General features: G+C 36.2%; 23 protein-coding genes and 1 other annotated feature. Of the genes, 20 read left to right on the forward strand and 3 right to left on the reverse strand.

All coding sequences use genetic code 11. The features are described 5' to 3' along the window. Positions 1-12: 12 nt before the first annotated feature. From LQ693_RS04970 to tuf, 16 genes are all read left to right on the forward strand, one after another. Entirely contained in the window at positions 13-627 is a 615-nt protein-coding gene (locus tag LQ693_RS04970) for a sigma-70 family RNA polymerase sigma factor (RefSeq protein ID WP_107565224.1), read from the forward strand. 50 nt (positions 628-677) lie between these two features. Continuing rightward, on the forward strand, positions 678-818 hold the full coding sequence (rpmG, locus tag LQ693_RS04975) for a 50S ribosomal protein L33 (RefSeq protein WP_075577615.1): 141 nt from the start codon (positions 678-680) through the stop codon (positions 816-818). Positions 819-832: 14 nt separating this feature from the next. After that, a complete protein-coding gene (gene secE / locus LQ693_RS04980; RefSeq protein ID WP_025904856.1) occupies positions 833-1012 on the forward strand; it encodes a preprotein translocase subunit SecE in 180 nt (59 codons plus the stop codon). Between the two features lie 14 nt (positions 1013-1026). Then, entirely contained in the window at positions 1027-1575 is a 549-nt protein-coding gene (gene nusG / locus LQ693_RS04985; protein ID WP_107565225.1) for a transcription termination/antitermination protein NusG, read from the forward strand. A gap of 147 nt (positions 1576-1722) precedes the next feature. After that, entirely contained in the window at positions 1723-2145 is a 423-nt protein-coding gene (gene rplK / locus LQ693_RS04990; RefSeq protein WP_025904858.1) for a 50S ribosomal protein L11, read from the forward strand. Positions 2146-2260: 115 nt separating this feature from the next. Continuing rightward, positions 2261-2953 (forward strand): 50S ribosomal protein L1, encoded by a 693-nt coding sequence (gene rplA, locus LQ693_RS04995; protein ID WP_037589918.1) that lies wholly within the window; start codon positions 2261-2263, stop codon positions 2951-2953. 41 nt (positions 2954-2994) lie between these two features. Then, positions 2995-3135, forward strand: a sequence feature (ribosomal protein L10 leader region). A 42-nt stretch (positions 3136-3177) separates the two neighbouring features. Further along, positions 3178-3684, forward strand: coding sequence for a 50S ribosomal protein L10 (gene rplJ, locus LQ693_RS05000; protein WP_239703106.1), 507 nt, complete (start codon positions 3178-3180; stop codon positions 3682-3684). 40 nt (positions 3685-3724) lie between these two features. Next, positions 3725-4087, forward strand: coding sequence for a 50S ribosomal protein L7/L12 (rplL, locus tag LQ693_RS05005; protein ID WP_267919501.1), 363 nt, complete (start codon positions 3725-3727; stop codon positions 4085-4087). Between the two features lie 82 nt (positions 4088-4169). Continuing rightward, a complete protein-coding gene (locus LQ693_RS05010; RefSeq protein ID WP_037589919.1) occupies positions 4170-4778 on the forward strand; it encodes a class I SAM-dependent methyltransferase in 609 nt (202 codons plus the stop codon). 206 nt (positions 4779-4984) lie between these two features. After that, entirely contained in the window at positions 4985-8539 is a 3555-nt protein-coding gene (gene rpoB / locus LQ693_RS05015; protein WP_037589920.1) for a DNA-directed RNA polymerase subunit beta, read from the forward strand. 100 nt (positions 8540-8639) lie between these two features. Continuing rightward, a complete protein-coding gene (gene rpoC / locus LQ693_RS05020; protein ID WP_107572785.1) occupies positions 8640-12257 on the forward strand; it encodes a DNA-directed RNA polymerase subunit beta' in 3618 nt (1205 codons plus the stop codon). Between the two features lie 135 nt (positions 12258-12392). After that, positions 12393-12647, forward strand: coding sequence for a ribosomal L7Ae/L30e/S12e/Gadd45 family protein (locus LQ693_RS05025; RefSeq protein WP_025904865.1), 255 nt, complete (start codon positions 12393-12395; stop codon positions 12645-12647). Between the two features lie 91 nt (positions 12648-12738). Then, on the forward strand, positions 12739-13161 hold the full coding sequence (rpsL, locus tag LQ693_RS05030; RefSeq protein ID WP_025904866.1) for a 30S ribosomal protein S12: 423 nt from the start codon (positions 12739-12741) through the stop codon (positions 13159-13161). An 85-nt stretch (positions 13162-13246) separates the two neighbouring features. Continuing rightward, a complete protein-coding gene (rpsG, locus tag LQ693_RS05035; RefSeq protein ID WP_025904867.1) occupies positions 13247-13717 on the forward strand; it encodes a 30S ribosomal protein S7 in 471 nt (156 codons plus the stop codon). Between the two features lie 142 nt (positions 13718-13859). Next, positions 13860-15941 carry an elongation factor G gene (fusA, locus tag LQ693_RS05040; RefSeq protein WP_107565229.1) on the forward strand — a complete coding sequence of 694 codons (2082 nt, stop codon included), beginning with the start codon at positions 13860-13862 and terminating at the stop codon, positions 15939-15941. A gap of 136 nt (positions 15942-16077) precedes the next feature. Then, positions 16078-17268 carry an elongation factor Tu gene (gene tuf, locus LQ693_RS05045; protein ID WP_107565230.1) on the forward strand — a complete coding sequence of 397 codons (1191 nt, stop codon included), beginning with the start codon at positions 16078-16080 and terminating at the stop codon, positions 17266-17268. A 72-nt stretch (positions 17269-17340) separates the two neighbouring features. Here the strand turns inward: tuf and LQ693_RS05050 are convergent, their stop codons facing one another. The 3 genes from LQ693_RS05050 to LQ693_RS05060 are packed head-to-tail and all read right to left on the reverse strand — an operon-like array spanning position 17341 to position 20871. Then, positions 17341-18516, reverse strand: coding sequence for a M20 metallopeptidase family protein (locus tag LQ693_RS05050; RefSeq protein WP_107565231.1), 1176 nt, complete (start codon positions 18514-18516; stop codon positions 17341-17343). Next, positions 18500-19699, reverse strand: coding sequence for an amidohydrolase (locus LQ693_RS05055; RefSeq protein ID WP_025904871.1), 1200 nt, complete (start codon positions 19697-19699; stop codon positions 18500-18502). The genes LQ693_RS05050 and LQ693_RS05055 overlap by 17 nt, the downstream gene beginning before the upstream one ends. Before the next feature lie 2 nt (positions 19700-19701). Beyond that, positions 19702-20871, reverse strand: coding sequence for a M20 family metallopeptidase (locus tag LQ693_RS05060; protein WP_107565232.1), 1170 nt, complete (start codon positions 20869-20871; stop codon positions 19702-19704). A gap of 153 nt (positions 20872-21024) precedes the next feature. On the opposite strand from LQ693_RS05060, the gene LQ693_RS05065 reads away from it, so the two are divergent. The 4 genes from LQ693_RS05065 to LQ693_RS05080 all read left to right on the forward strand — a co-directional run bounded on the left by LQ693_RS05065 (position 21025) and on the right by LQ693_RS05080 (position 25657). Beyond that, complete coding sequence (locus LQ693_RS05065; protein WP_025904873.1) at positions 21025-22212, forward strand: glycine C-acetyltransferase; 1188 nt, start codon at positions 21025-21027, stop codon at positions 22210-22212. Positions 22213-22712: 500 nt separating this feature from the next. Next, positions 22713-23675, forward strand: a complete 963-nt coding sequence (locus tag LQ693_RS05070; protein ID WP_107565233.1) for an L-threonine 3-dehydrogenase — start codon at positions 22713-22715, stop codon at positions 23673-23675. Between the two features lie 106 nt (positions 23676-23781). Further along, positions 23782-24876 (forward strand): branched-chain amino acid aminotransferase, encoded by a 1095-nt coding sequence (locus tag LQ693_RS05075; protein WP_049319454.1) that lies wholly within the window; start codon positions 23782-23784, stop codon positions 24874-24876. Positions 24877-24946: 70 nt separating this feature from the next. Then, positions 24947-25657, forward strand: coding sequence for an HAD family hydrolase (locus LQ693_RS05080; protein ID WP_107565234.1), 711 nt, complete (start codon positions 24947-24949; stop codon positions 25655-25657). Positions 25658-25668: the final 11 nt, after the last annotated feature.

The following is a 25668-nucleotide window of genomic DNA, read 5'->3' on the forward strand; positions in this document are numbered from 1 at the left end:
GGGATGAGCATGATGAATGACATGAATACAGACAAGCAGTTGTTAAAATGGATTGCTGACATTCAGCGTGGTGACAAAGAAGCGTTTAATCAACTATTAAATGTTTTCGAAAGTGACATTCAGAAGCGGGTAAGCACATTGAGACTACCTTATAATGATAAAGAGGACATCGCACAAATTATAAGATATAAGTTGTATAAGCAAGCACTCACATTTGATTGTGACAAGCAAGAGTCCTTTATACATTGTGTGAATGTCATTATTAAAAATGCTAAAATTGATTATATAAGAAAAGTTAAAAGTACTAAGTATCAAATATTAAAAGATTCATTGAGTATTGATGAAACAAAAAGTGATTCGGTTAATTTAATAGGGTGTCTAAGAGATGGTCATGGTCAGGATTTTGAAAATGAAATGTTAACAGAATGTTCGCTATCCTATTTGATGGATTCTAATAAACTATCACCTATAGAAACGGACATTCTAAAATTAACAGCACAAGGAAAAACAAAAAAAGAAATATCAAATGAACTAGATGTACCAGTAAAACATATATACAACGCACAATACAGATTAAAAAAGAAACTGAACAAGGCTGAAATTACTTCAGCTTTGTTTGACAATTAGGTGTTTTGTTTTGTATATTAATCTAGGATTAGAATGAATTAGGTGATAAGATGAGAAAAGTCCCTTTAAATTGCGAGAAATGCGGAGCTAGAAATTATACAGTCCCTAAAAAAGATACAGATCAACGATTAGAGCTAAAAAAGTTTTGTAAAACTTGTAATACGCATACATTGCATAAAGAATCCATCTAAAAGGAGGAAAATCAATGGCTAAAAAAGAAAACTTCTTTCAAGGCGTAAAATCAGAAATGCAGAAAACAAGTTGGCCAACTGGCAAAGAACTTGTTAAATATACAACAATAGTAGTGTGTACAGTAATCTTTTTCTTAATCTTTTTCTATGCATTAGATTTAGGAATTACAGAATTAATTAATTTGATTAGATAGTAAGGAGTGGCAAAATGTCAGAAGAGATAGGCGCTAAACGATGGTATGCAGTGCACACTTATTCAGGTTATGAAAATAAAGTCAAAACAAACCTAGAAAAGCGTGTTGAGACAATGAACATGCAAGAACAAATTTTTAGAGTTGTGATTCCTGAAGAGGAAGAAACATCTATTAAAGATGGTAAAGCGAAGACACAAATCAAGAAGACTTTCCCTGGATACGTATTAGTTGAGTTAATTATGACTGATGAATCATGGTATGTCGTAAGAAATACACCTGGCGTTACAGGTTTCGTTGGTTCTGCTGGTGCAGGATCTAAACCAAATCCATTATTACCTGAGGAAGCGAAATTCATCCTTAAACAAATGGGCATGGTAGAAAAAACTGTCGACGTAGAAGTTGAATTAGGTGAACAAGTACGCGTAACAAGCGGACCATTTAGTAACCAAGTTGGTGAAATCAAAGAAATCGATGTTGAGAAGTATAAATTAACAGTACTTGTTGACATGTTCGGTAGAGAAACACCAGTCGAAGTTGAATTCGATCAAATTGAAAAGTTGTAAAAAAACACTTGAAATTTCATAATTTCAATGTTATTATTTAAAGGTCGCGCTCGGACTATGCGCAACCATTTCGTCACGAAATGAAGAGTGGGAGGGTAAAATATCATTACCCCATGACCACATCACGATATCAAGGAGGTGCACATCGTGGCTAAAAAAGTAGTTAAAGTTGTTAAATTGCAAATTCCTGCAGGTAAAGCAAACCCAGCACCACCAGTTGGTCCTGCATTAGGTCAAGCCGGTGTGAATATTATGGGATTCTGTAAAGAATTCAACGCTCGTACACAAGAGCAAGCAGGTTTAATCATTCCAGTTGAAATTACAGTATTTGAAGATCGTTCATTTACTTTCATCACTAAGACACCACCTGCAGCAGTATTACTTAAAAAAGCAGCTAAAGTAGAAAAAGGTTCTGGTGAACCTAACAAAACTAAAGTTGCTACAGTAACTCAAGACCAAGTACGTGAAATTGCTAACACTAAAATGCCTGACTTAAACGCGGCATCTGAAGAAGCAGCTATGCGTATCGTTGAAGGTACTGCACGCAGCATGGGTATTGTCGTAGAATAATTGAGTTTTAAAGTTTAAGCAGGCGGCTATTTCGCTGTCTGCTATTGCATTGTCTTTATGGATAATGCACGTGGGAGGTAACATTCCGCTAAAACCACTAAAGGAGGAAAACAAAATGGCTAAAAAAGGTAAAAAGTATCAAGAAGCAGTTGCTAAAATCGATCGTACTGCAACATACGCTGTTGAAGAAGCGATTAAATTAGCAAAAGAAACAAGTACTGTTAACTTTGATGCATCTGTAGAAGTTGCATTTCGTTTAGGCATTGATACACGTAAGAATGACCAACAAATCCGTGGTGCTGTAGTATTACCACACGGTACTGGTAAAACACAACGTGTATTAGTATTCGCCAAAGGCGATAAAATCAAAGAAGCAGAAGAAGCTGGAGCAGATTATGTAGGTGAAGAATATATTAACAAAATCAACCAAGGTTGGTTCGACTTTGATGTAATCGTTGCAACACCTGACATGATGGGTGAAGTTGGTAAACTTGGTCGTGTATTAGGACCTAAAGGTTTAATGCCAAACCCTAAAACTGGTACAGTAACAATGGATATCAAAAAAGCAGTAGAAGAAATTAAAGCAGGTAAAGTAGAATACCGTGCTGAAAAATCTGGTATTGTTCATGCATCTATTGGTAAAGTATCATTTGACGAGCAACAATTAGTTGATAACTTCAAAACAATTCAAGATACATTAACTAAAGCTAAACCAGCATCATCTAAAGGTACTTATTTCAAATCTGTTGCTGTTACAACAACAATGGGTCCTGGTATCAAAGTTGATACTTCAAGCTTTAAATTATAATATAAAAATATTGACTTCAACTCCAAAACGCGTTATAGTTTTGGATGTGTAATATTTAACCTAAGACAGTAGGAGTTCATTTTTGAACTTAAAAAGCGATCCTACCGAGGCTTAAATTGACTTGAACGTATAAAATTCAAGCACTTTTTGCCGTGGGTAAAAAGTGCTTTTTTGTTGAGAAACCTCATCATAAAAGCACGGACAATTAATATGGAGGTGTAGAGATGTCTAATTCAAAAATCGTTGAAGCTAAACAACAAAAAGTTGATTTAATTACTGAACAACTTAAAAATTCTGTTTCAACAATTATTGTTGACTACCGTGGTTTAACAGTTGCGCAAGTTACTGAATTACGTAAACAATTACGTGAAGCAGGTATCGAATATAAAGTTTACAAAAACACTTTAGTTCGTCGTGCTGCTGAAGCTGCTGGTATCGAAGGTTTAGAAGAAACATTAACTGGTCCTAACGCAATTGCTTTTTCAAACGAAGAAGTTGTTGAACCAGCTAAAATTCTTGCTGACTTCGCTAAAGAAAACGTAGCGTTAGAAATCAAAGCAGGTGTTATCGAAGGACAAGTTGTATCTGCAGAAGAAGTTAACACTATCGGTTCATTACCATCAAAAGACGGTCTTGTATCAATGTTACTATCTGTATTACAAGCTCCAATTCGTAACTTTGCTTATGCAGTTAAAGCTGTTGGAGAACAAAAAGAAGAAAGTGCTGAATAATTCAGCAACAAATAAAACTATTTAATGGAGGATATATATCATGTCTAATGAAAAAATTATTGAAGCAATTAAAGAAATGTCAGTATTAGAATTAAATGACTTAGTAAAAGCTATCGAAGAAGAATTTGGTGTAACAGCAGCAGCTCCTGTAGCAGCAGCTGGCGCAGCTGGTGGAGACGCAGCAGCTGAAAAAACTGAATTCGACGTTGAATTAACTTCAGCTGGGGATTCAAAAATTAAAGTTGTTAAAGCGGTTAAAGAAGCAACTGGCTTAGGCTTAAAAGAAGCTAAAGAAGTCGTAGACAACGCTCCTAAAGTTGTTAAAGAAGGTTTATCTAAAGAAGACGCTGAAGCTTTAAAAGAAAAATTAGAAGAAGTTGGCGCATCTGTAGAATTAAAATAATCTCTGTATTAAATCAAAAAACCCGTTATTATCATGATAACGGGTTTTTATTTACTCATTTAATCAATAAAGAGGTGGCGTAATGAGTCATTATTTTGATAACGATCCAAACGTGAAGTCGGAACGAGAAAGTTTCGATTATTTTTATCGCGATAACAAACTCTCTCTTCAGACAGATCATGGTGTTTTCTCAAAAGGGAAAATAGACTTTGGGTCTGATTTACTCGTAACAACGTTCTTAAATGCAAATCCCCCTGGTCCTAAAAAGAAAATATTGGATGTGGGCTGTGGTTATGGTCCAATAGGTTTAATGTGTGCGAAAGTACTTCCGCATAGTGAAGTGACTATGGTAGATGTGAACGAACGCGCATTGGATTTGGCAAAAGATAATCAACGATCTAACAACATTCAAAATGCTCAGTTGAAAGTAAGTAACTGTTTAGATGATGTATTAGATTTAGAATTTGATTTTGTATTAACAAACCCTCCAATTAGAGCAGGGAAAGAAATTGTTCATAAAATTCTTGAGCAAAGCATCGAAGTATTATCGAGTGGTGGACAGCTTCTAGTTGTTATTCAGAAGAAGCAAGGTATGCCTTCTGCAAAGAAAAAAATGCAAGATATTTTTGGTAATGCAGAAATAATCGAAAAAAGCAAGGGTTATTACATTTTAAAAAGTGTAAAAGCTTGATTTTGGTGTTTTGTTCTGATATAGTAATAGAATGTTAAAAATTATATTCAATAAGTGTGTACTTTTGCGTCGCCCTTAATTGAATGTTAGGAATAAGTCGTACGAAATAGAAAATGGAATCATTGACTTTCCGTTTTCTTTTTGTCTTATTATATTTATTTTGTAAGGCGCAAAGTTATATTCACAATATTTGAGGGGTGAATCTGTTGACAGGTCAACTTATCCAGTATGGAAGACATCGTGTTCGTAGAAGTTATGCGAGAATTTCCGAGATTTTAGAACTACCTAACTTAATAGAGATTCAAACGAAATCATATGAATGGTTTCTAAAAGAAGGTTTACTAGAAATGTTCCGCGACATTTCTCCAATTGATGATTTTACAGGTAACCTTTCTTTAGAGTTCGTAGATTACCGTCTAGGTGAACCAAAGTATGATTTAGAAGAATCTAAAAACCGTGATGCAACATATGCAGCACCATTACGCGTTAAAGTCCGTTTAATTAACAAAGAAACAGGCGAAGTGAAAGATCAAGAAGTATTCATGGGTGATTTCCCATTAATGACTGACACTGGTACTTTTGTAATTAACGGTGCAGAACGTGTTATTGTATCTCAACTTGTACGTTCACCATCCGTTTACTTCAACGAAAAAGTTGATAAAAACGGTAAAGTGAGTTTTGGAACTACTGTAATTCCTAACCGTGGTGCATGGTTAGAATATGAAACAGATGCTAAAGATGTTCCTTACGTAAGAATAGACAGAACACGTAAATTACCAATTACAGTATTAATCCGTGCTTTAGGATTCTCATCAGATCAAGAAATCATTGATTTACTTGGTGATAATGAGTATTTAAGAAATGCATTAGACAAAGATAATACTGAAACAACAGACCAAGCATTGCTTGAAATTTATGAGCGTTTACGTCCGGGAGAACCACCAACAGTAGAGAACGCTAAAAGTCTATTATATTCACGTTTCTTTGACCCAAAACGTTATGATTTAGCGGCAGTAGGTCGTTACAAAATGAATAAAAAATTACATCTTAAACATCGTTTATTCAACCAAACTTTAGCTGAGCCTATCGTTGACGTTGAAACAGGTGAAATTGCGGCTGAAGAAGGTACTGTTTTAGACCGTCGTAATTTAGATAAAATCATCGATGTTTTAGAATCAAACGCTAATATTCATGTTTATGAACTTAATAGTGGTGTCTTAGATGAGCCAGTAGAAGTTCAAACAGTTAAAATTTATATTCCTGGTGATGAAGAAAAACGTACGACAACAGTGATTGGTAATGCATTCCCTGATGAAGCAGTGAAATGTATTACACCAGCAGATATTATTTCTTCACTATCATATTTCTTCAACTTGTTACATGGTGTAGGTTACACAGATGACATCGACCATTTAGGTAATCGTCGTCTACGTTCAGTAGGAGAATTACTACAGAACCAATTCAGAATTGGTTTATCACGTATGGAACGTGTTGTACGTGAACGTATGTCAATTCAAGACACTGATTCAATCACACCTCAACAATTAATTAATATTCGTCCAGTAATTGCATCTATTAAAGAATTCTTTGGTAGCTCTCAATTATCTCAATTCATGGACCAAGCAAACCCATTAGCAGAGTTGACGCATAAACGTCGTCTATCAGCATTAGGACCGGGTGGTTTAACTCGTGAGCGTGCTGGTATGGAAGTACGTGACGTTCACTACTCTCACTATGGTCGTATGTGTCCAATTGAAACGCCTGAGGGACCAAACATTGGTTTAATCAACTCATTATCAAGTTATGCAAGAGTTAATGAATTTGGTTTCATTGAAACACCTTATCGTAAGGTAAACATCGAAACAAACCAAGTTACTGACAGAATTGACTACTTAACAGCTGACGAAGAAGACAGCTATGTAGTTGCGCAAGCAAACTCTGTACTTGATGAAACAGGTAAATTCGTAGATGACGAAGTACTTTGTCGTTTCCGTGGGGACAACACTACGAAACCTAAAGAACGTATGGACTACATGGATGTATCTCCTAAACAAGTTGTTTCTGCAGCGACAGCATGTATTCCGTTCTTAGAAAACGATGACTCTAACCGTGCGCTTATGGGTGCGAACATGCAACGTCAAGCGGTACCTTTAATGAACCCAGAAGCACCATTTGTTGGTACTGGTATGGAACACGTAACTGCACGTGATTCAGGTGCAGCAGTAGTTGCTAAGTATAAAGGTAGAGTTGAGCACGTAGAAGCAAAAGAAATCCTTGTTAGACGTATTGTTGAAGAGAATGGAAAAGAGATCGAAACAGAATTAGATCGTTACCCATTATCTAAATTCAAACGTAGTAACTCAGGTACTTGTTACAACCAACGTCCAATCATTGCCAGCGGAGATATTGTTTCTAAAGGTGAAATTTTAGCTGATGGTCCTTCAATGGAACTTGGTGAAATGGCACTTGGACGTAACGTAGTCGTTGGTTTCATGACTTGGGACGGTTATAACTATGAGGATGCTGTAATCATGAGTGAACGTCTTGTTAAAGATGATGTTTATACTTCAATTCACGTTGAAGAATATGAATCAGAAGCTCGTGACACTAAATTAGGACCTGAAGAAATCACACGTGATATTCCTAACGTTTCTGACAATGCGCTTAAGAACTTAGATGATCGTGGTATCGTTTATGTTGGTGCTGAAGTTAAAGACGGAGATATCCTAGTTGGTAAAGTAACGCCTAAAGGTGTAACTGAATTAACAGCTGAAGAAAGATTATTACATGCAATCTTTGGTGAAAAAGCTCGTGAAGTTCGTGATACATCATTACGTGTACCTCACGGTGCAGGTGGTATTGTATTAGATGTTAAAGTATTTAACAGAGAAGAAGGCGATGATTCATTATCTCCAGGTGTAAACCAATTAGTACGTGTATACATCGTTCAAAAACGTAAAATACATGTCGGAGATAAAATGTGTGGTCGTCACGGTAACAAAGGTGTTATCTCACGTATCTTACCTGAAGAAGATATGCCTTACTTACCAGATGGAACACCAATTGACATCATGTTAAACCCATTAGGTGTACCTTCTCGTATGAATATCGGACAAGTATTAGAACTTCATCTTGGAATGGCAGCTAAGAATTTAGGTATTCATGTTGCTTCACCAGTATTTGATGGTGCAAACGATGATGATGTTTGGTCAACTATTGAAGAAGCAGGTATGGCTCGTGATGGTAAAACTGTACTATACGATGGTCGTACTGGTGAACCGTTTGATAACCGTGTATCTGTAGGTGTAATGTACATGCTTAAACTTGCACACATGGTAGACGATAAATTACATGCGCGTTCTACTGGACCATACTCACTTGTTACACAACAACCACTTGGCGGTAAAGCTCAATTTGGTGGACAACGTTTCGGTGAGATGGAAGTATGGGCACTTGAAGCTTACGGTGCAGCTTATACTTTACAAGAGATTTTAACTTATAAATCTGATGACACAGTAGGTCGTGTTAAAACTTACGAATCTATCGTAAAAGGAGAAAACATCCCTAAACCAGGTGTTCCTGAATCATTCCGCGTATTAATGAAAGAGTTACAAAGTTTAGGTCTAGACGTTAAAGTTATGGACGAACACGATAACGAAATCGAAATGCGTGATTTAGAAGATGAAGATATGATGGACAAGAAAGTTGATTTAGGTGTTTCACAAGATGCATCAATAGAAGGGCAACAAGTAACTGACTAAAAGTTAATAAAGCGCATTTGATTAACCATTTGCGCTTTACATTTGTTATACATTATCAATCAACCGGCACAACTAATTTAAATTGAAGGAGGTAGGCTCCTTGATTGATGTAAATAATTTCCATTACATGAAAATAGGACTTGCTTCACCTGAAAAGATCCGTTCTTGGTCATTTGGTGAAGTGAAAAAACCAGAAACAATTAACTACCGTACGTTAAAACCTGAAAGAGATGGTTTATTCTGTGAGAAAATTTTTGGTCCAACTAAGGACTGGGAATGTAGTTGTGGTAAATATAAAAGAGTACGCTATAAAGGCATGGTCTGTGACCGCTGTGGTGTAGAGGTTACTAAATCAAAAGTGCGTCGTGAAAGAATGGGGCACATTGAATTAGCAGCTCCAGTTTCACACATTTGGTACTTCAAAGGTATCCCAAGTCGTATGGGACTTTTACTTGATATGTCACCACGTTCACTTGAAGAAGTTATATACTTTGCTTCTTACACTGTAATTGATCCAGGTCCAACTGGATTAGAGAAGAAACAATTATTAACTGAAGGTGAATTCCGTGAGTATTATGATAAATATCCAGGTAAATTCACAGCAAAAATGGGTGCAGAAGCAATCCGTGACTTATTAAGCGATATTGACTTAGATAAAGAATTAAAAGAATTACGTGAAGAATTAGAATCAGCAACAGGACAAAGATTGACAAGAGCAATTAAACGTCTAGAAGTTGTTGAATCATTCCGTCACTCAGGTAATGACCCATCTTGGATGATCTTAGATGTATTACCAATTATTCCACCTGAAATTCGTCCAATGGTTCAATTAGATGGTGGACGTTTCGCAACAAGTGATTTAAATGATTTATACCGTCGTGTTATCAACCGTAATAATCGTTTGAAACGTTTATTAGACTTAGGTGCACCTGGTATTATCGTTCAAAATGAAAAACGTATGTTACAAGAAGCTGTAGATGCTTTAATTGATAATGGTCGTCGTGGTCGTCCAGTTACTGGACCAGGTAACCGTCCATTAAAATCATTGTCACATATGTTAAAAGGTAAACAAGGTCGTTTCCGTCAAAACTTACTTGGTAAACGTGTTGACTATTCAGGTCGTTCAGTTATCGTAGTTGGACCAAACCTTAAAATGTATCAATGTGGTCTACCGAAAGAAATGGCGTTAGAATTGTTCAAACCTTTCATTATGAAAGAACTGGTTGAACGTGAAATTGCTACAAACATTAAGAATGCAAAGGGTAAAATAGAAAGAATGGAAGAAGAAGTTTGGGATGTACTAGAAGATGTTATTAAAGAACATCCAGTACTATTAAACCGTGCACCAACACTTCACCGTTTAGGTATTCAAGCATTTGAACCTACATTAGTTGAAGGTCGTGCAATCAGACTTCATCCACTTGTAACAACTGCTTATAACGCTGACTTTGATGGTGACCAAATGGCTGTCCATGTTCCATTATCAAAAGAAGCACAAGCAGAAGCACGTATGTTAATGCTTGCAGCTCAAAACATCTTGAACCCTAAAGATGGTAAACCAGTCGTAACACCTTCTCAAGATATGGTATTAGGTAACTATTACTTAACACTTGAACGTAAAGGCGCTACTGGAGCTGGTGAAATCTTTAGTGAAACAGAAGAAGTTATTAAAGCGTATGTAAATGGTTATGTTCATTTACATTCACGTATAGCTGTTCATGCAAGATCATTAAAGAACCCAACATTCACTGAAGAACAAAACAATAAATTACTTATCACATCTGTTGGTAAGATTATTTTCAATGAAATTATGCCGGATTCATTCCCGTATATTAATGAACCAACGAATTTCAATTTAGAAAAATCAACACCTGATAAATACTTTGTATCACCTACTGATATTCCAGAAGGTGGATTAATTGAGTACTTACAAGATGTTGAACTTGTTAAACCATTTAACAAGAAATTCTTAGGTCAAATCATTGCGGAAATCTTTAATAAATTCCACATTACAGATACATCTGTAATGCTTGATAAGATGAAAGACTTAGGATTTAAATATTCATCTAGAGCTGGTATTACAGTTGGGGTTTCTGACATTGTGGTACTTCCTGATAAACAAGAAATTATTGGAGAAGCAGAAATCAAAGTAGATAAAGTACAGAAACAATTTAGCCGTGGTTTAATTACTGAAAGCGAACGTTATGCTGCTGTAATTGAAATTTGGACAAAAGCTAAAGATGATATTCAAGCAAAATTAATGATGTCATTAGACAGCTTAAACCCAATCTTCATGATGAGTGACTCTGGTGCCCGTGGTAACGCATCAAACTTCACTCAATTAGCTGGTATGCGTGGTTTGATGGCTAACCCATCTGGTCGAATTATCGAGTTACCTATTAAATCTTCATTCCGTGAAGGTTTAACAGTACTTGAATACTTCATCTCTACTCACGGTGCGCGTAAAGGTCTTGCCGATACAGCACTGAAAACTGCCGATTCAGGTTACTTAACACGTCGTCTAGTTGACGTAGCACAAGATGTTATCGTTAGAGAAGAAGACTGTGGAACTGACCGTGGATTACTTGTTTCAGATATTAGAGAAGGATCAGAGTTAATCGAACCATTCATTGAACGTATTGAAGGTCGTTACTCTAAAGAAACATTACGTCATCCTGAAACAGATGAAGTAATTATTAAAGTTAATGAATTAATAACTGCTGATATTGCTAAACAAATAGTTGATGCAGGTATTACTGAAATGCATATTCGCTCTGCATTTACATGTAATACTCGTCACGGTGTATGTGAAAAATGTTATGGTAAGAACTTAGCAACTGGTGAACAAGTTGAAGTTGGTGAAGCAGTTGGTACAATTGCTGCACAATCAATCGGTGAACCAGGTACTCAGCTTACAATGCGTACATTCCATACAGGTGGTGTGGCAGGTGCCGATATCACTCAAGGTTTACCTCGTATTCAAGAGCTATTTGAAGCACGTAACCCTAAAGGACAAGCTGTTATTTCTGAAATTAATGGTGAAGTAACTGAAATTACGATCGTTAAAGATCGTCAACAAGAAATTAAAGTTAAAGGCGAAAATGAAATCCGTACTTATAACGCACCAGGTACTGCTCGACTTAAAGTTGAAGAAGGTCAATACGTAGAACGTGGTGAAGTTATGACTGAAGGTTCAATTGAACCTAAAGGATTACTAGCTGTTGCAGGCTTAAATGCTACTCAAAGTTACTTACTTAAAGAAGTACAAAAAGTTTACCGTATGCAAGGTGTTGAAATTTCAGATAAACACGTTGAAGTTATGGTTAGACAAATGCTTCGTAAAGTAAGAATTATTGAAGCAGGAGATACTAAATTATTACCAGGTGCATTAGTTGATATTCATATATTCACTGATGCAAACAGAGAAGTATTTGCGACGCGTAAACGTCCAGCAACTGCTAAACCTGTATTACTTGGTATTACGAAAGCATCTCTTGAGACTGAAAGTTTCTTATCAGCTGCTTCATTCCAAGAAACAACAAGAGTACTTACAGATGCTGCTATTAAAGGTAAACGTGATGACTTACTTGGACTTAAAGAAAATGTTATCATCGGTAAATTGATCCCTGCCGGAACAGGTATGAGAAGATATACTGGTGTTGACTTTGAAAAAGTTGAAAAAGAAGTAGTACCTGAAGAACAAGTTGTGACTGACTAATATATATGGGCTGTTCTAGGTTCCTAGAACAGCTTGTATTTTATTATAAAAACACCTTGAAAATGATTGACTTTATAACTGTGCAATGTTATTATTGTTAAGGTTGATGAAAGCAGACGCTTTGGAGGATATGAAATGTCTAATGAAAAAGCCTTAAGCTTAAATCAAGACAGTTATGTCATTGGTTTAAAACAGACCACTAAAGCATTATTGAAGCATGATGTACGTCAAGTAATCATTGCTCAAGATGTCAATATTCATATTTTGTCGAAAGTGTTATCGATAGCATTTGAGACAGGCGTTCCGATAAGTTATAGTCCTAGTCGACAAGAACTTGGATCACGCTATGGAATAGAAGTTAATGCGACAGTTGTTGCATTGCTTAAATAAATGTGTAAGCTGTGCTTACTATTTTTATTTGACTTAAAATGAACCACCTGGATGTGTGGAATTAAGAAATGAAGAGAGGAGGACATTAAAGATGCCTACTATTAACCAATTAGTACGTAAACCTCGTACTAGTAAATCACAAAAATCAACTGCACCAGCATTAAACAGAGGTTACAATAGCATGAAGAAAAAAATGACTACTGTATACTCTCCTCAAAAACGTGGTGTATGTACTCGTGTAGGAACTATGACACCTAAAAAACCTAACTCAGCTTTACGTAAATATGCTCGTGTTCGTTTATCAAACAACATCGAAGTAAACGCGTATATCCCTGGTATTGGCCACAACTTACAAGAACACAGTGTTGTACTTATTCGTGGTGGACGTGTAAAAGACTTACCTGGTGTACGTTACCATATCGTACGTGGTGCTTTAGACACTTCTGGTGTTGACGGTCGTATGCAAAGCCGTTCACTTTATGGTGCTAAAAAACCTAAAGCTGCTAAAAAATAATTTGACATTAAATTTCTGTAAATAACAGTTTTTTAAATGACGATAAAACAATTAAACTTTATAATGAGGAAGGAGGATTACGATTATGCCTCGTAAAGGTCCAGTTGCAAAAAGAGATGTTTTACCAGATCCAATTCACAACTCTAAATTAGTAACAAAATTAATCAACAAAATCATGCTTGATGGTAAACGTGGTACTGCTCAAAGAATTCTTTATTCTGCATTCGAACTTGTTCAAGAACGTTCAGGTAAAGATGCTATGGAAGTATTCGATGAAGCTATCAACAACATCATGCCTGTACTTGAAGTTAAAGCTCGCCGTGTAGGTGGTTCAAACTATCAAGTACCTGTAGAAGTACGTCCAGAACGTCGTACTACTTTAGGTTTACGTTGGTTAGTTAACTACGCGCGTCTTCGTGGTGAAAAAACTATGGAAGAGCGTTTAGCTAATGAAATCTTAGATGCTGCCAATAACACTGGTGGTGCTGTTAAGAAACGTGAAGACACTCACAAAATGGCAGAAGCTAACAAAGCGTTTGCTCATTACCGTTGGTAAGATAGAACTTAGAACCCTAAGCGTTAAAATTATAAAGAGGCTTATTTATAGGTCATCTATAGTTTTTTAAACACTTAGGGTATCAAAGTATCTATATAAACAACAACCAAATATCCAATGTTTTGGAAGGAGTAAGAATACTATGGCAAGAGATTTTTCTTTGAAAAACACTCGTAATATCGGTATCATGGCTCACATCGATGCTGGTAAAACTACTACTACTGAACGTATTCTTTATTACACAGGCCGTATCCATAAAATTGGTGAAACACATGAAGGTGCTTCACAAATGGACTGGATGGATCAAGAGCAAGAGCGTGGTATTACAATCACTTCTGCTGCGACTACTGCACAATGGGATGGTCACCGTGTAAACATCATCGATACACCAGGACACGTAGACTTCACAGTTGAAGTTGAACGTTCATTACGTGTACTTGATGGTGCTGTAACTGTTCTTGATGCGCAATCAGGTGTTGAACCTCAAACTGAAACAGTTTGGCGTCAAGCTACAACTTACGGAGTACCTCGTATTGTATTCATTAATAAAATGGACAAAATGGGTGCTAACTTTGAATATTCAGTTGGTACACTACATGAGCGTTTACAAGCAAATGCTCACCCAATTCAGTTACCAATTGGTGCGGAAGACGATTTCAACGCTATTATTGATTTAGTAGAAATGAAATGTTTCCAATACACTAATGACTTAGGTACTGAAATTGACGAAATTGAGATCCCAGAATCTCACAAACAACAAGCTGAAGAAGCTCGTGAAGCTTTAATTGAAGCTGTTGCTGAATCAAATGACGATTTAATGGAAAAATACTTAGGTGGAGAAGAAATCACAATTGATGAGCTTAAAGCGGCTATCCGTCAAGCTACTTGTGACGTTGAATTCTACCCAGTATTATGTGGTACAGCATTCAAAAACAAAGGTGTTCAATTAATGTTGAACGCTGTTATTGACTACTTACCATCACCATTAGATGTTAAACCTATTATCGGACATAGAGTTGATAACGAAGATGAAGAAGTAATTGCTAGACCTGATGACTCAGCGCCTTTCGCTGCATTAGCGTTTAAAGTAATGACTGACCCATTCGTAGGTAAATTAACATTCTTCCGTGTTTATTCAGGTACAATGGAATCTGGTTCATACGTAAGAAACTCTACTAAAGGTAAACGTGAACGTGTAGGTCGTATCCTACAAATGCACGCTAACTCTCGTGAAGAGATTTCTACTGTATATTCTGGTGACATTGCAGGTGCTGTTGGTCTTAAAGATACTGGTACTGGTGATACTTTATGTGATGAAAAAGATAACATTATCTTAGAATCAATGGAATTCCCAGAACCTGTTATTCACTTATCTGTTGAGCCTAAATCTAAAGCTGACCAAGATAAAATGACTAACGCATTAGTTAAATTACAAGAAGAAGATCCAACATTCCATGCACACACTGACCATGAAACTGGACAAGTTATCATCGGTGGTATGGGTGAATTACATCTTGATATCTTAGTAGACCGTATGAAACGTGAATTCAAAGTAGAATGTACTGTTGGTGCTCCAATGGTATCTTACCGTGAAACGTTCAAAGAATCTGCACAAGTTCAAGGTAAATTCTCTCGTCAATCAGGTGGACGTGGACAATATGGTGATGTTCATATTGAATTCACACCTAACGAACAAGGTGGCGGCTTCGAATTCGAAAACGCTATCGTCGGTGGTGTAGTTCCTCGTGAATACATTCCATCAGTTGAAGCTGGTCTTAAAGACGCTATGGAAAACGGTGTATTAGCTGGATATCCATTAGTTGACGTTAAAGCTAAACTATATGATGGTTCATATCATGATGTCGATTCATCTGAAATGGCCTTCAAAGTTGCTGCGTCATTAGCACTTAAAGAAGCAGCTAAAAAATGTAACCCTGTAATCTTAGAGCCAATGATGAAAGTTGAAATCGTTATGCCTGAAGAGTACATGGGAGACATCATGGGTGACGTAACAAGTCGTCGTGGACGTGTTGAAGGTATGGAAGCACGCGGTAACGCTCAAGTTGTTCGTGCATTTGTTCCACTTTCAGAAATGTTCGGTTACGCTACAAACTTACGTTCTAACACTCAAGGTCGTGGTACTTATACTATGGTATTTGACCACTACGAAGAAGTTCCTAAATCAATTTCTGAAGAAATTATCAAGAAAAACAAAGGTGAATAATACATTCGCTTTAATAAATTGATTTTTTCCTCAAAATGATTTATAAATTAACTATAGGTTATCCTCATGATGGTGAGTAACCATCATGAGGATTAAATAAAAAATAATTTTTAATATGAATAGGAGAGATTTTATAATGGCTAAAGAAAAATTTGATCGCTCAAAAACACATGCCAATATTGGTACTATCGGTCACGTTGACCATGGTAAAACTACTTTAACAGCTGCTATCGCAACTGTATTAGCAAAACGTTCTGGTGACGGAGAAGCTCGTTCTTACGCCCAAATCGATAACGCTCCAGAAGAAAAAGAACGTGGTATTACAATCAATACTTCACACATCGAATATGAAACTGAAAAACGTCACTATGCGCACGTTGACTGCCCAGGACACGCTGACTATGTTAAAAACATGATCACTGGTGCTGCTCAAATGGACGGCGGTATCTTAGTAGTATCTGCTGCTGACGGTCCAATGCCTCAAACTCGTGAGCACATTCTTTTATCACGTAACGTAGGTGTTCCTGCATTAGTAGTATTCTTAAACAAAGTTGACATGGTTGACGATGAAGAATTATTAGAATTAGTTGAAATGGAAGTTCGTGACTTATTATCTGAATATGACTTCCCAGGCGACGACGTTCCTGTAATTGCTGGTTCAGCATTAAAAGCATTAGAAGGCGACGAAGCTTACGAAGATAAAATCCTGGAATTAATGGAAGCTGTTGATACATTCATTCCAACTCCAGAACGTGACTCTGACAAACCATTCATGATGCCAGTTGAGGACGTATTCTCAATCACTGGTCGTGGTACTGTTGCTACTGGCCGTGTTGAACGTGGTCAAATCACTGTTGGTGAAGAAGTTGAAATCATCGGTTTAACTGAAGAATCTTCTAAAACAACTGTAACTGGTGTTGAAATGTTCCGTAAATTATTAGACTTCGCTGAAGCTGGAGATAACATCGGTGCATTATTACGTGGTGTTGCTCGTGAAGACGTTAACCGTGGTCAAGTATTAGCTAAACCAGGTTCAATCACACCTCACACTAAATTCAAAGCTGAAGTTTATGTATTATCTAAAGACGAAGGTGGACGTCATACTCCATTCTTCACAAACTACCGCCCACAATTCTATTTCCGTACTACTGACGTAACTGGTGTAGTTAACTTACCAGAAGGTATTGAAATGGTTATGCCTGGCGACAACGTTGAAATGGACGTTGAATTAATTTCACCAATCGCTATTGAAGACGGTACTCGTTTCTCAATCCGTGAAGGTGGACGTACAGTTGGATCAGGCGTTGTTACAATCATCGAAGCTTAATTCGATATTGAATAAACTTGATTAAACAAAATAAAAGCCGAGACATTAAGTTGTCTCGGTTTTTTTAATTGCTTATTTTTCTAATTTATCACTATGTTCAATAATAGATAAGAATAATTTGACGCTATTTTGTAGTGATTGTTCATCTAAATCGAATTTTGGATGGTGATGCGGATAAGTCGCTTTAAGTGCTTCGTTACCTACACCAGTAAAGAAATATGTTCCTGGAACGTGTTGTAAGAAATAACCAACATCTTCGCCACCTAAAGAAGGAGGGAAATCGAAAGCTTCTTCAACTGAATCAATTTCGGAAGCAAGTTTTTTAGCCCATTCTGTTTCTTTCTCATGATTTACTACTGGTGGATAGCCATCGTGATATTTCAAATGACATTTAACACCATAACTTGATTCGATACCGTTTAATATACCGTTCAAACGTTCTTTAATTTGATCTTTAACGTATGGTAAATACGTTCTAATAGTGCCTGATAATTGAACCTTATCCGCGATAACATTGAATGCATTACCACCTTTAAATGTACCGAACGTTACGACAGCCGATTCTAATGGATCTACTGTTCTTGAAACGATACTTTGTGCTTGGACAATCAATGAAGATGCAGCAACGATTGGATCTTTAGCTAGTTGAGGCATAGCACCATGTCCGCCTAGTCCTTGTATATCAATTTCAAATGAATCAGCTGCAGCATATGCTGGTCCAGAACAAAATCCAACTTTATTCGCGTCAATATGACTTGCTGTATGTGTTCCGAAGACATAATCCACACCATCGAGTGCACCAGCTTCTACCATCGCTTTAGCGCCACCAGGAAGTGACTCTTCAGCATGTTGATGGATTAACACGACATTCCCATGAATATCTTGCTCGTGCTTTTTAAGAATTTTTGCAGTGATGAGTAAACTTGCTGTATGGGCATCATGACCACAAGCATGCATCACACCGTCTACTTTAGATTTATAAGGTACATCTTTCTCGTCTTGAATTGGCAATGCATCAAAATCAGCTCTTAATGCAATCGTTGGTCCTTCATGTCCACCTTTAATATAACCTAATAAGCCATTACCACCGACATCTCTTTTAACTTCAATTCCAAGGTTTTCAAGATAATCAGCTATGTATTTCTTTGTATTTTCTTCTTGAAAAGAAAGTTCGGGATGCTGATGTAAATGTCTTCTAATTTCTATTAATTCATCCATGTATTGATTAACTTCAGTCGTTAATGTCATGAATATCATTCCTTTCCATAAACTTAAATGTTGTGAGTAAGAAGATGCGTACAGCGTTTATTAAGCCTTGCTCATCAATATCAAACTTTGGATGGTGATGAGGGAAATCGGCTTTGAAATGCTCGTTTCTCGTGCCTGTATAGAAAAATGCACCGGGAACACGCTGTTGATAATAAGAAAAATCTTCTCCACCTAGACTTGCTTCTAATTCTACGAGTTCTTCAACGCTATCAATTTCTTTAGTCGCTTCTAATATAAGATCAGTTTCACGCTCCGTGTTTATGACAGGAGGATACCCTTTACTATATTTTAAGTCATAAGTAACGTCGGTAGAAGTCGCAATGCCTTCTAATACTTTCTTAAATCCTTCTATGACACTATTTTGTGTATCTGAGTCGAAAGTTCTAATCGTTCCACCAATTTTGCATGTATCTGGTATGACATTATTCGTTTCTCCAGCATTAAACATTGTAATAGATAGAACGGCAGGAGAGAGTGCACTTGTTTTACGTGAAACAATGTATTGTAAATCGTTACACAATTGTATACCTGCAGCGAGTGGATCAATCAATTGATCTGGATGAGCAGCATGTCCACCTCTACCTTTCAAAGTAATCCAAAAATCATCTGGTATACCTGTTGTAGTACCGTATTTATAGCCAATTTTACCAACATCTAAATGACTAGATACATGTTGCCCGATAATCGCATCAACGCCTGTTAAACACCCGTCAGCAATCATTTGAATAGCACCACCAGGATCGACTTCTTCAGCATGTTGGTGAATAAAGACGACGCGACCATTAATTTCATCTTTATGTTCAGATAAAATTTTCGCAGTCATTAACAATACAGCCGTATGGGCATCGTGACCACAAGCGTGCATGACACCATCAACAGTTGATTTGTAAGGTACTTCTTTTTCATCTTGGATAGGTAATGCATCAAAATCAGCTCTAATCGCTAATGTAGGACCTTCTTTATCCTTGTTTAATGTACCTACAACACCACGTCCTCCGACGCCTTCACGAACGTCAATGCCTAATTCTCTTAAGTAATGTGCAATATAAGCAGGTGTCTTCACTTCTTCAAAAGATAATTCTGGATTCATATGTAAATATCTTCTGATTTCAATCATTTCATCATAATAGTCTTCAACTTTTTGTAATAAAATATTTTTCATTCTTATAGAACACCTTCTATCTCAAGTACTTGAATAAACATTTGTGTCGTCGTCTTCATCGCTTCTTCGTCTAAATCAAACATAGGGTGATGGTGTGGGGCAGTTGAGCCTTTATCTTCATTACCACTACCTGTTAGGAAGAAACAACCTGGACGATTAAGTAAGTAGTATGAGAAATCTTCACCTATCATCATAGGAGGGATGTCTTCATAAGTTAAATCTAAGCGCTCAGCAGCTTCTTTAACCACTTCATATTGTTCTTCGTGATTGACGACTGTAGGATAGCCTCTACGGTATTCAAAGTCATAAGTCGCGTTATTGGCTAAACAAATTCCTTTTAAGACACGTTCAAGCTCAGCCTCTATTGTGTCTTTAACTTCTGGTTTAAACGTTCTAACAGTACCCGCTAAAGTAGCCGTATCACTAATAACATTAAATGCAGTACCCGCATCTACTTTCCCAACTGTAATCACACCTCGATCAATTGGGTCTATGTTTCGAGAAATGATTTTTTGGATGCTAGAAATGTATTCAGCTACGATTACAATCGGATCGATTGATGTATGAGGTTTAGCACCGTGACCACCTTTACCTTGAATGGTCACTTCAAAGTAGTCAGGTGATGCCATCATTTCATTAGGACGTGTCTTAATTGAAGATGTTTCATGACCACTCCAAAAATGGTTTCCATAAACTTTATCGACACCTTCTAATGCACCATCATCAACCATTGGATTAGCACCGCCAGGACTTAACTCTTCTGCATATTGAAAAATAAAAACAACATTCCCTTTAAGCAAATGTTGATGTTCATGCAGTATTTCACAGAATGTTAAGAGTGTAGCGGTATGACCATCATGACCACAAGCATGCATTACACCATCAACAGTCGATTTATAAGGTACGTCTTTTTCATCTTGAATAGGTAAAGCATCAAAGTCTGCACGAAATGCGATCGTTTGACCAGGTTCATTCCCTTTTAATTTAGCGACAATACCACGTTCCCCGACTGGCGCTTTAATCTCTAATTTATCTAGTTTCTTTAATTCAGATAAAATAAAATCATGAGTTTTTTCCTCATGATAGGATAGTTCAGGATTTTTATGCATATATCTTCTGATGTCTACAAGTCGATCGAATTTTTTATCTACTTCTTCTTTCCAATTAACCATTCATAAACCTTCTTTCAGTTCTTTAAAAATATAATATGATAATTGTAGCAAAATTTATAGAAAATTTAAACAATTCAATTTGAGATGATAACGCTTAATTCTTTGATTTTGATGTGTTATGATTGAGAAAAAGTGCTAAAGGAGAAGGTTTAAATGGTACAAACATTAGATTCATTCTTACAAACAAATTTAAATGAATTAAAAGACAATGGTCTATATAACGAGATTGATGTCGTTGAAGGTGCAAATGGTGCTGAGATTACAATTGGAGGTAAAAATTACATTAACTTATCTTCAAATAACTATCTTGGATTAGCAACAGATGAAGATTTAAAGAAAGCTGCTAAAGATGCGATAGATTCTCACGGTGTAGGTGCGGGGGCAGTACGTACAATTAATGGTACATTAGACTTGCATAGAGAACTTGAAGAAACTTTAGCTCAGTTCAAAGGTACTGAAAGTGCAATTGCATACCAATCAGGCTTTAACTGTAACATGGCTGCTATTTCAGCTGTTATGAATAAAAATGATGCAATCTTATCTGATGAATTAAACCATGCTTCAATTATTGATGGATGTCGTTTATCTAAAGCGAAAATTATTCGTGTTAATCACTCAGATATGGATGATTTAAGAGCGAAAGCTAAAGAAGCGGTTGAATCAGGTCAATATAATAAAGTTATGTACATTACAGATGGCGTATTCTCAATGGATGGAGACGTAGCAAAATTACCTGAAATTGTAGAAATTGCTGAAGAATTTGGTTTAATCACATATGTTGATGACGCGCATGGTTCTGGTGTAATGGGTAAAGGCGCAGGTACAGTTAAACATTTCGGACTTCAAGACAAAATTGATTTCCAAATCGGAACACTATCAAAAGCAATTGGAGTTGTAGGTGGTTATGTAGCTGGTACTAAAGATTTAATCGACTGGTTAAAAGTTGCTTCAAGACCATTCTTATTCTCAACTTCATTAGCACCTGGAGACACTAAAGCTATTACAGAATCAGTGAAAAAATTAATGGCTTCTACAGAATTACATGATAAATTATGGGATAACGCTAATTACTTAAAAGAAGGCTTAAAAGCAAAAGGCTTCGATATTGGTCATTCAGAAACACCAATTACACCTGTAATTATCGGTGAAGAGAAAAAAGCTCAAACATTTAGTAAGAGATTAATGGACGAAGGTGTATATGCGAAAGCAATCGTATTCCCAACAGTTCCAAGAGGTACTGGCCGTGTAAGAAATATGCCAACAGCTGCTCACACTAAAGAACAACTAGATCAAGCAATTGATATTTATGAAAAAATCGGTAAAGAATTAGGATTACTATAATTAATATTTCATCAAGCGCATGGGACAAATGTATACGTCCCATGCGCTTTTAATTTGATAGTTTGAGTTAGTAACAAAACTTAGTACTTTTGTAATTAAGGGGGCTGTTAGTAACAAAACTCCGTACTTTTGTAACTAAGGGTGCTGTTAGTAACAAAACTCTGAACTTTTGTAATTAAGGAGGGCGTTAGTAACAAAACTCTGAACTTTTGTAATTAAGGGAGCTGTTAGTAACAAAACTCTGAACTTTTGTAATTAAGGGTGCTGTTAGTAACAAAACTCTGAACTTTTGTAACGAAACGTACCGTAACTAACATTTTATTCTCAACTTATGTATTACAATACGATTGTTTTTTTGTATTAGGTAACTTAATTTATCATTCTTATGTACTTCTGAAGTATACAAAACGGTAAAAATATAGTAAAATATCATTGAAGAAAGCGCTTTTGTATTTATTGAGCGCACAAATGAACATTTCAACAATACAGGAGGATTTAAAATGAAAAAGATAATAATCACTGGGGCGTTAGGACAAATAGGGACAGAATTAGTTATAAAGCTAAGAAATAAATATGGTAATGAAAATGTATTAGCGACTGATATTAGAGAACCAGAAAGTGACAGCGAAATTAACAATGGACCATTTGAAATTTTAGATGTTACAGATCAAGAAAGATTTCATGAATTAGTTGAAAACTTCAATGCAGATACTTTAATGCATATGGCAGCATTACTTTCAGCAACTGCTGAAAAGAATCCACTATTCGCTTGGAATTTAAATATGGGTGGATTAGTGAATGCACTTGAAATAGCACGTGAATTCGATATGCAATTCTTCACACCAAGTTCAATCGGTGCGTTTGGACCAAATACACCTAAAGATATGACACCACAAGTTACAATTCAAAGACCAACTTCAATGTATGGTGTAAACAAAGTAGCTGGGGAATTATTATGTGACTATTACTACACGAAATTTGGCGTAGATACGAGAAGTATGAGATTTCCTGGGTTAATCTCTTATGTTAAAGAACCAGGTGGCGGTACAACTGACTATGCAGTGGAAATTTATTTCAAAGCTATCAGAGAAGGAAGATACGACAGCTATATAGATAAAGGTACATTTATGGATATGATGTTCATGGATGATGCTATTGATGCAATCATTAAATTGATGGAAGCGGATAGTTCACGATTAATTAACCGTAATGCATATAATGTGAGCGCAATGAGTGTTGATCCTGAGACAATTAAAGCTGCTATCCAAAAACATATGCCTGATTTCGAATTAGGTTATGATGTGGATCCAGAAAGACAAGCAATTGCTGATAGCTGGCCAAATTCTATTGATTCAACTTGTGCGAAAGAAGAGTGGGATTTCTCACCAACTTATGATTTAGAAAAAATGACTTCATTAATGCTTAAAGCTATTGAAGAAAAAGATAATTTAGCTAAGCAGTAATTTTATTGTGTATATTTTTTAAATTTTCCAAAAATTCATTGAATAACACCTCTATGACTGATATACTTGATAACATTAATTATTAATTAGCCTAGGAGGAATCATTATGACAGAAACATTTTACGTAGAAAAGCGTGAACAGCTTAAAGAGAAACCGGATTTTTCAAATTTGGTCTTTGGCGAAATCTTTACTGATTATATGCTATCTATGTCATATAAACAGGGTGAAGGCTGGTCAGAGCCAAAAATAATTCCATATGGGCCGATTACGTTGTCACCAAGTGCACAAGGTCTTCATTATGGACAAACAGTGTTCGAAGGAATGAAAGCATATAAAGATGGTGATGAAGTTACGTTATTCAGACCTGACCAAAATTTCAAGCGAATTAATTTATCTTTAAAAAGACTTGAAATGCCTCAAATCGATGAAGAAAAAGTGTTGAACGGTTTAATTCAACTTATTGATTTAGAGCGCGATTGGATTCCAAGTGGAGAAGGTCAATCTTTATATGTTAGACCATTTGTATATGCAACTGAACCATACTTAGGTGTGCGTTCTTCTACGGACTATGAATTTTTAGTAATACTTTCTCCAGTAGGCGCTTATTACGGTGATGATCAAATGAAACCAACAAGTATATATGTTGAAGATGAATATGTACGTGCTGTAAGAGGTGGCGTTGGATTTGCTAAATGTGGTGGTAACTACGCAGCAAGTTTAATCGCGCAAACACGTGCTAATGAACTTGGATTTGATCAAGTATTATGGTTAGACGGCGTTGAACAAAAATACATCGAAGAAGTCGGAAGTATGAATATATTCTTCGTCATCGATGGTAAAGTTGTAACACCTGAGTTGAATGGTAGTATTTTACCAGGTATTACACGTAAAACAGTTCTCGAACTTGCTCAAGAGTTAGGTTATGAAACTGAAGAGAAACGATTATCTATTGATGATATTATAAATGCTCATCATGACGGTCGTTTAACAGAAATTTTTGGAACAGGAACTGCAGCAGTTATTTCTCCAGTAGGATTCCTAAAATACGAAGAAGCTGAAATTACAATTAATAATAATGAAATCGGTCCGGTTACTCAAACGTTATTTGATGAATATACAGCAATCCAAACAGGTAAGAAAGAAGATAAACATGGTTGGAGAGTTGTTGTAGGACAAGAAAGCCACATTGAAATTGTGTAAATAAATTCAATAATAAGAAGAGAGTCTGAGACAGTATCTGTAGCAGGCTCTTTTTTAAAGGAGTAAAGTGATGATTAAATGGTTATTATTTGATAAAGATGGGACATTGCTTAAGTTTGATGAAACATGGTCTGAAATATCACTTGTGATGATTGATCGCTTTGTAGAGAAATATCATATAGAGCAAAAACAATCATTACAAGAAGCGTTAGGATATGTAGATGGACAATTTCTATCAAGTGGTATATTAGCATCTGGAACGTTAGCTGATATCGTACGTGTGTTTACACAATTTGCAGAGAATGCTGATCCAAAAGAAATTGAAGACTGGACAGTACAATTAAGCAAAGATTTAATCGCAGAGTACGAACCAGAAACGATCGTTATAGAAGGAATGGTAGAAACATTAACAGCATTTAAAGAGAAGTCATACCAAATCGCAATTATAACAAGTGATGATATCGACGGGACAAATCGATTTATTCAAGATGCAGGTGTAGGTCATTTAATAGATGAAAAAATAACAGCATCTATTAACGGTTATCAAAAGCCAAATCCAAAAATGGTAGAAGCATTTTATGAAAAATGGAAAGCATCACCAGATGAAATTGTGATTATAGGCGATACACCAACAGATATACAAATGGGTAAGAATGCACACTTCAAGAAAGTTATTGGCGTTCTGAGCGGTACGGGTAATAAAGAAGATTTATCAGAAGCAGACTTTATTTATCAAGATATTAATGAATTTTACGCACAAGAAGCGGAATGGAGTAAATAAAATAAAAGGCC

Origin of the sequence: Mammaliicoccus sp. B-M6 (genome assembly GCF_022386965.1) — a bacterium.
Lineage (GTDB): Bacteria > Bacillota > Bacilli > Staphylococcales > Staphylococcaceae > Mammaliicoccus > Mammaliicoccus sciuri_A.